Raw genomic sequence first — 7914 nt, 5'->3', positions numbered from 1 at the left:
GAATAAACTGGAATGTTGTTTTTTAAAACTTTATTTATACAGCCAAGCTTAAACTCATAATCATATTTTACTCTTTTTTCCATAAAAATGCCCCCAAATAGTGTCTAACTTTTTGGGGGCAGTTCAGATTTTTAAATCTTTCGGGTTTGACATAAATCAGCAATTAAGTTGCTGGCTATTATAGTTTTAAGCGTTTGCCAATTCTTTGATATGCGCTTTAATTTTAATTTCTAATTCATCAGCTAATTCCGGATTATCTTTAATTAAAGATTTTACAGCATCACGACCTTGTCCTAATTTTGTATCTCCGTAGCTAAACCAAGATCCTGCTTTTTTAACGATCTCAAATTCAACCGCTAAATCAAGTATTTCTCCAGTTTTAGAAACTCCTTCTCCGTACATAATGTCGAATTCTGCAGTTTTAAAAGGCGGAGCCACTTTGTTTTTAACCACTTTTACTTTAGTTCTGTTTCCAATAACATTTTCACCATCTTTAATTTGAGAAGAACGGCGAATATCTAAACGTACAGAAGCATAAAATTTCAAGGCGTTACCACCCGTTGTAGTTTCAGGATTTCCAAACATAACACCAATTTTCTCTCTCAACTGGTTGATGAAGAAAACAGTACAATTTGTTTTACTAATTGTTCCGGTTAATTTTCTCAAAGCCTGTGACATCAAACGTGCGTGAAGACCCATTTTAGAATCTCCCATTTCACCTTCGATCTCACTTTTTGGAGTCAAGGCAGCAACAGAGTCAATTACAACAATATCAATTGCTCCTGAACGAATTAGATTTTCAGCAATTTCTAAAGCTTGTTCTCCATTATCTGGTTGAGAGATGATTAAGTTTTCGATATCTACACCTAATTTCTCAGCATAATTTCTATCAAAAGCATGTTCTGCATCTATAAAAGCAGCAATTCCACCTGCTTTTTGAGCTTCGGCAATTGCATGTAATGTTAGTGTCGTTTTACCAGAAGATTCCGGACCGTATATTTCGATAATTCTTCCTCTTGGGTAACCGTTTACACCAAGGGCTAAATCAACACCAAGAGAACCTGAAGAAATAGTTTCAACTTCTACAATGGCTTTGTCGCCCATTTTCATTACAGTTCCTTTTCCGTAAGTCTTATCTAGTTTGTCAAGCGTAAGTTGGAGCGCTTTTAATTTGGCTTCTTTTTCTGAACTCATCTCTTTTTTTTCTTTTACTTCTTTTACTTTTTCTTTCATCTAAATTTTTATAATTCTTTCATTTTCAAAAACAAATCCGAAAATTTAAATAACTTCCTGACTTAGATTTCTATGGGCTTATATTTTTTGTAAAATTAGTTCTTTTTTTTCAAGTTTGATTGTCTCAAATTGTTACAAATTGTCACAAATTGTACTACAAAAAAAGAGCCTTTAATTCTGTGGCTTCTGATGGTTTTATTTTACCGGCAAGCAATAAACTTAATTGTTTACGACGAAGCGCGGCTTCAAAACGTTGTGTTTCAAGTTCAGTTTCCGGTGCAATTGGCGGAACTTCAACAGGTCTTCCGCTATCATCCACTGCAACAAAAGTATAAATGGCTTCGTTGGCTTTGGTTCTGCTTCCGGATTCACGGTCTTCTACCCAAACATCAATAAAAACTTCCATAGAACTTTTAAAAGATCTGGAAACCTTTGCTTCTATTGTTACTACGGCTCCAAGAGGAATGGCTCTGTTAAAAGCCACGTGATTTACAGATGCCGTAACCACAATTCGGCGTGAATGTCTTCGGGCCGCAATACTTGCCGCACGATCCATTCTGGCTAATAATTCGCCGCCAAAAAGGTTATTTAAAGGATTTGTTTCGCTCGGTAAAACTAAATCGGTTAAAATAGTTAGAGATTCTGAAGGATGTTTTGGATTCATTTTTTTAATGTAAAATTTATTTTTTGCCAAAGATTTTACAGATTAAGAAAAATTAAAAAAATCTGTGTGAACCTATGAAATCTTTGGCTTATTTTTTTTAATAATTTAGGTCAATTTAATTCAACCAGTATACAGCCATAACTGCTGGAATAAAATAAATAACGATAGTTCTTGCTCCGTCATAGTCTTTCGCTAATCGTTGTCCGAAAAGCATCATTAACAAAGAGATACATGAAAATATTGCGCCGTAAAAACCAAATTCACGACCACTGTTTGTTAACAATTGTATGGCACCAACTACACATAAAATTCCGGAAATTAATTCCAGAATCAAAAGATGAAATAAGGCAAGGGGAACTTGATTTTTCAAGGGTGTTTGGGCAAAGTGTCCTTTGAGCCATTCGACATTATCTTTCCAATAAAATATTTTTTCATATCCTGATTGTAAGAATGTTAAGGCTAAAAATGCTAATAATAGAATGGAGGCAACATTATTCATTTGAAAATTATTTTTTATGAATTAAACGAGTCAGTTTTATAGATAAATCGGTTAGGATTATTTTTGCATTTCCGTTTCTTTCAATGTGATACATCGCATCCGAAAGTTCTTTGAAAATTTCGTGAATGTTATTTCCGTTAACGAAAGGAGCAAAATTCTCTAATTTAAATTTGTCTACTTTCGGTTCTATATAAACCAAGGTTGGAGCCTGATAATTAAGCAAAAGTGCCTGACGAAACATTTCAATACAAAACTGAATGAACTTTTTCTGGCTTTCACGTCCAAGAGCTGCAATTTCTTCGCTCCAGGAAATCAAATCCTGAATTGCGGCTGCATTTCCTTTTGCCCTGAAAGCGGCACGAACCCAATTAACAAACCATTGTTCAAACGGATATTCTGAATCGTCTTCTTTTAAAAGATGTAGCGCTTTACTGAAATTTCCCTGCGCCTGATGTGCAATTTTAAAAGCTGACTTTTCATCGATGTTTTCTTTTGAAATTAAAGCTTCTGCGATCACTTTTTCCGGTAATCCGTTAAAGTGAATTACCTGACAGCGTGAACGTATGGTTTGGATAATATCTTCTTCATTTTCAGAAATCAGAATAAAAATTGTTTTATCTGATGGTTCTTCTAAGAGTTTTAATAATTTATTTGAAGCAGCGATATTCATTTTATCTGCCATCCAGATAATCATAATTTTGTAACCTCCTTCATACGATTTCAGCGAAAGCGATTTTAAAACTTCTGTAGCATCTTCAACCCTGATTTCTCCTTGTTTGTTTTGAACGCCCAGAATTTTATACCAGTCAAATAATCCTCCATAAGGCATTTCCTGAATAAATGTGCGCCAATCCTGAATAAAATCTAAGCTTTTCGGTTTCGTTTTTACGTCTTCGGTAGTAACGGTTGGGTAAATAAAATGTAAATCGGGATGAGAAAGGTTTTGAAACTTCAAATTGCAGGAATCATTTCCGTTTGAGTTTTCGTTTCCTGTATTATTACACAAAATATATTGCGCATAGGCAATAGCTGTAGATAGTGTACCGCTTCCTTCAGGCCCAATAAATAATTGTGCATGCGGAATTCGTCCGGAAGCTGCACTTTTTATCAAGTGACTTTTGATGTAATCTTGACCTAAAATTTGAGAAAATTGCATGAAGCAAAGATAGAAGAAAATGATGTAGTCAAAAATTTTCGACTAAAAGTTTATTACTTGCTTTTTATTTGTGTGGTTATAAGATTTTTTTTTGTAATTTTTTTCGGTTTGTTAACCAACTTTTGTTAATAACGAGCATAAATCGAGGAGATATCAATAGTTTTTTGTTAATAGTTTTTTGGACAAAACGATAAACGTAAGTTTTTTTTTGTTATTAATATAAAGCATTTTATTTTTTTTATAGCGAATATCTTACGGTTTGTATTTTAACAAATTTAACAAAAACCTCGTTAAAACGCAGATTTTCTCGACATAGGACTGATTTTTAAGGTTTTTTTAAGCTTTTTTTTTGAAAAAAGAAATCAATAAAGTTGCAATTTAAGTTAATTTATATATTTTTGTTTTCATCAACAACCATTTATAAAAAGAATCTATGAAAGGGAAAATTATTTTATTAAGCGCAGTTTTTTTCATGACTACCGGAGCTATTTCGGCTCAGGCAAAAAATGCTCCAAGAAGTATTATTAGCACAACAGCTCTTATTCGCAAATACCACGATCAAAAAGAATTGAGCGGTATGCAAAAAGGAGAACTTTTGGAATTATACATTGAGCGTATTAAAGTTTTGGTTAAAACCCTTCCTTACATTGCTTTGGTTACTAAACCTGGTGTTACGATGGCAGACTTAGGTATTCCGGACGACAGTGAGCACAAAAAAGTATTAGATGCTCAGGCAGTTGGTACAACTACGTTTTTAGATACTACAGTAGAGTTTCAAAGAAAGATGATGCCATATTCTGACAAAGGAAATTTAATTGCTGCAATTTTATTTTACGAAAACACATTGAAATCTTTACATGAGTTCAACGAATTGAACGAAATGTAATAAAACATAAATTTTTTTAAAACCTTTTTTGAAGTGTTTACGTAGATGAGTTAAATTTTTTGCGCCATTTTGAAAAAAGATATAAAAAAAACGACTCGTTCTCGATGGTTTCTGAATTTTATCAGAAAAATCGAGATGAATTTTTCATTTACGCATACGATTACGCTTACGCATACCCAAATTTATTATTAACCGTAATACCCCCCTTATCATGAAAAAAATTACTCAAATGATCTGCGTTCTTTTGACAGTTACTGCTATGAGTGCTCAACAAGAAAAAGGAATTATGGGCTACAACAATTGGTTGAACAACTGGACCGAATTTAAGCCTCACAAAGTAGAATATGGAGAAGCAAACCAAATTTTAGCAGGAAACATTTCTGTTAATACTAAATTGCTGAAAAGAAATATTTACGTTTTGCAAGGGAACGTTTATGTTACTAACAATGCTGTTTTAACGATTGAGCCAGGAACTTTAATTATTGGTGATTTCGAAACTAAAGGAACATTGGTAGTTACAAAAGGTGCTCAACTTGTTGCAGACGGATTAGAAACTGACCCAATTGTATTTACATCAAACCGCAGCCAGAAAAAAGCTGGTGACTGGGGAGGAATTGTAATTCTTGGTGATGCGCCAATCAATAAATTTGGAAACGTTGGTTCTTATAACCTGGATCTTGATCCAACTCTTACTACCTATGGTGGAGATAATGTAGCTTCAAACTCTGGAGTTTTACGTTATGTTAGAATCGAATTTGCAGGAAAAAAAGTAAAAGGACTTGATACTTTCAACGGTTTAACTTTAGCAGGTGTTGGAAACAAAACTATTCTTGAAAACATTATGGTGAGCTACGCAGGTGGTGATTCATTTGGATTAATGGGTGGTGATATCAATGCTACAAAATTTGTTTCTTATAAATCTATCAACGACGATTTTAAATTTACCCAAGGAGTTCAATGTCGTTTTTATAACTCATTGGCTGTTAGATCTTCATACTTCTCTAGTACTAAAGACGGTTCTCGTTGTATGGAAGTGAAATCTTACGAAAAGAAAAGTGAAACTGATTTTACTAAAAAACAAACTTTAGTAGTTGCAACTAATATTACTATGCTTAATGACAGTGAAAACATTAAAGCAGATATTCAGGCTGGTTTAGTAAAAGAAGCTGTTTATGTGGCTGAAAATGCTTCTCTTGAAATGAAAAGAAGTGTAATCTCTGGATTTAATCCTGCAGTATTATTAGACAGCAAAACAGAAATCAATGATGCTAATCTTAAAAAGATCAAATTTGAAGAAATGTACTTCAACTTATGTAACGGAAATATCTTTACAGAGTACAATTCTAACAACGAAGATTTAGAGAGCTGGTATGGTAATAGTGTGTTCTTTAACGTTTACTCTCAAAGTGATAACAAAGAAACATTCATTGACATCTTCAATGCTAAAAAACCTGATTTCAGACTTCAATTAGGAAAAATCACAGCTTCAAGCGGAAACAGATAAATAGATTTAGATTTTTATTTCAAAGCGTAAATTTTATTAATAAAGTCCCCAGACACAATTTATGTATTCGTCTTAAACCGGACCAAATAAAGATCAAAACATAATGGCTCAATCTAGAAAAAGATATTTTTTAAATATAATATTTTTGGTTTCACCTATTGCGTTAAGTCTGTTTGCACAAAGTTCAGTAGAAAAGCCTACGGTTTCTATTGAGTCTAACTGTACCATGACGGCGTCAAATAACCAAGAAAATAGTACAGCTGATAATTTTATCGGCAAATTAGATACTAATTCTAATCAGTTTATAGTAGGGCTATCCATCCCCAAGGATAGCCTTGTTATGGTGACTGAAATGAATAATGATCAGACTTTAAAATGTGATGAAAATGTATCAGTAACCGCTTTTTATTCTGCTCTTGCAAAAGACATTATAGAAAACTACAAGTATGATTTTTCTGAAACATTTATAGATATTTTGTTTTTTGAAAATATAGATTTGGCCAGAAAACGCACTATATGATTCGAAAAATTACTCTATCTTTAACTAATTGCTTTCTTTTTTTGAGTGTCTTTTTTGTTGTAAATTCAAAAATGCAAGCGCAAACTATTGTACCACAAACACTTGATGGTCTGGAAAAGTTATGCGCGGGTAATAATTTCAACGAATTTTTCGCCACATTTAGTTATATAGATTTTCCTGCAGGAACTACCTTTGTGATTGAACTTTCAGACAGTCAGGGTAATTTTACAACTCCTATTGCTACTACTAAACTTTTAGCTACAGATGTTTCTGCTACCTCACAAACTATAAAATTTGCTGTACCAACTACATTAGTTGGTGCAGACACTTATAGTTTTAGGGTTAAAAGTTCCCTCGCAAGTGCGCAACCAAGTGCAAGATTCAAAAACACGTTAGGAAATACCTCATTCCCAGTTTATTTTAAAGAATACGAAGGATCTTTTGTTATCAATAATAAAAATGATACTGCATTGATATGTGCCGGCGGAAGCCTGACACTTTCGATCAACAATGATACACCAACTGATATCAGCTCATCACCAGTTAATTATTCAAAAATTAAGTACAAATGGTATAAAGATGATGTTGCAATTGCAGGACAAAGTTCTAAAGAGTTAGTGATCACTACTCCCGGAAAATACTACGCAGAAATTGATTACGGATTATGTTCAGATGTGAATTTTAGTTCTAATCGTGTGAATGTAACTACGTCAGGTTCTGGAGGATCAGCAGTTTCAATTACTTCAAGTTTAGGAAATCCGTATTGTGCAGGTGTTGATGGTACCGTTTTAACTGCAACGCAGGGTAATCACTATGTTTGGAAAAAAGATGGTGTTGCCTTTGGAGGTGATACACGTACTGTTAATGCAAAAGAATCCGGAGTTTATACCGTTGCCGTTGATTTTGGCGGATGTAGTTCTACAGGAACCATTGATCTTAAAAGCAATAGTTTTAATGCAAGTATAGATGTAGCAGATGAATTTGAACTTAAAGAGGGAGAAACCTTAAGTGTTACTGTAACAACGGATGCTGCGAGCCCAACCTTTGAGTGGTATTTAAACAATAATCTTATTTCGACTGCAACAACAGAATCTTTTTCTGTTAATGCTATTGGAACTTATAAAGTGAAAATTTCACAGGTTTCAGGATGTTTATCTTCAAGAGAATTCAGCTTTAAAGCTAAAGGTGAAGTAGGACCTGCAACAGCGATTCCTAATATAATTAATTTGAGTGGTACAAGTCCATACTGGAATATACCAGATGTGTATAAAAACGCAAGTACTAAGGTTATGATAATAAGTTCAAACGGCGATATGGTGCTCGATGTCAGCGATTATCAGGGAGATTGGCCTCAGACTTCAATAGATTTTAAAAATGTAAATCCAGTATATTACTATGTCATTCAATCCGACACAGGTGAAAAAAAAGGATCAATAACTGTGATAAGATAAT

General features: G+C 33.6%; 8 protein-coding genes. 4 read left to right on the top strand and 4 right to left on the bottom strand.

Translation table 11 applies throughout. The annotated features are described in order from the left end of the window. Nucleotides 1-186: 186 nt before the first annotated feature. The 4 genes from recA to KHA90_RS18125 all read right to left on the bottom strand — a co-directional run bounded on the left by recA (nt 187) and on the right by KHA90_RS18125 (nt 3552). Nucleotides 187-1194 (bottom strand): recombinase RecA, encoded by a 1008-nt coding sequence (gene recA, locus KHA90_RS18140; RefSeq protein ID WP_213304110.1) that lies wholly within the window; start codon nt 1192-1194, stop codon nt 187-189. A gap of 193 nt (nt 1195-1387) precedes the next feature. Further along, a complete protein-coding gene (locus tag KHA90_RS18135) occupies nt 1388-1897 on the bottom strand; it encodes an acyl-CoA thioesterase (RefSeq protein WP_213304100.1) in 510 nt (169 codons plus the stop codon). 115 nt (nt 1898-2012) lie between these two features. After that, the gene (locus KHA90_RS18130; RefSeq protein WP_213304097.1) at nt 2013-2396 is read right to left on the bottom strand and encodes a DoxX family membrane protein; all 384 of its coding nucleotides are present in this window, start codon (nt 2394-2396) and stop codon (nt 2013-2015) included. 7 nt (nt 2397-2403) lie between these two features. Next, nucleotides 2404-3552 (bottom strand): DNA polymerase III subunit, encoded by a 1149-nt coding sequence (locus KHA90_RS18125; protein ID WP_213304094.1) that lies wholly within the window; start codon nt 3550-3552, stop codon nt 2404-2406. 433 nt (nt 3553-3985) lie between these two features. On the opposite strand from KHA90_RS18125, the gene KHA90_RS18120 reads away from it, so the two are divergent. The 4 genes from KHA90_RS18120 (at nt 3986) to sprC (ending at nt 7913) form a co-directional block, all read left to right on the top strand. Next, nucleotides 3986-4438, top strand: a complete 453-nt coding sequence (locus tag KHA90_RS18120) for a hypothetical protein (RefSeq protein WP_056247778.1) — start codon at nt 3986-3988, stop codon at nt 4436-4438. A 211-nt stretch (nt 4439-4649) separates the two neighbouring features. Further along, nucleotides 4650-5942, top strand: coding sequence for a hypothetical protein (locus tag KHA90_RS18115; RefSeq protein WP_213304091.1), 1293 nt, complete (start codon nt 4650-4652; stop codon nt 5940-5942). A 103-nt stretch (nt 5943-6045) separates the two neighbouring features. Then, complete coding sequence (locus KHA90_RS18110) at nt 6046-6462, top strand: hypothetical protein (protein WP_213304088.1); 417 nt, start codon at nt 6046-6048, stop codon at nt 6460-6462. A 71-nt stretch (nt 6463-6533) separates the two neighbouring features. Next, entirely contained in the window at nt 6534-7913 is a 1380-nt protein-coding gene (gene sprC, locus KHA90_RS18105; RefSeq protein WP_317197400.1) for a gliding motility protein SprC, read from the top strand. Nucleotide 7914 lies beyond the last annotated feature (1 nt).

The sequence above is a fragment of the Flavobacterium psychroterrae genome, from assembly GCF_018380615.1.
GTDB lineage: Bacteria > Bacteroidota > Bacteroidia > Flavobacteriales > Flavobacteriaceae > Flavobacterium > Flavobacterium psychroterrae.
Note: the sequence above shows the minus strand (reverse complement) of the source record. Positions and strands in the feature narration are given on the sequence as shown.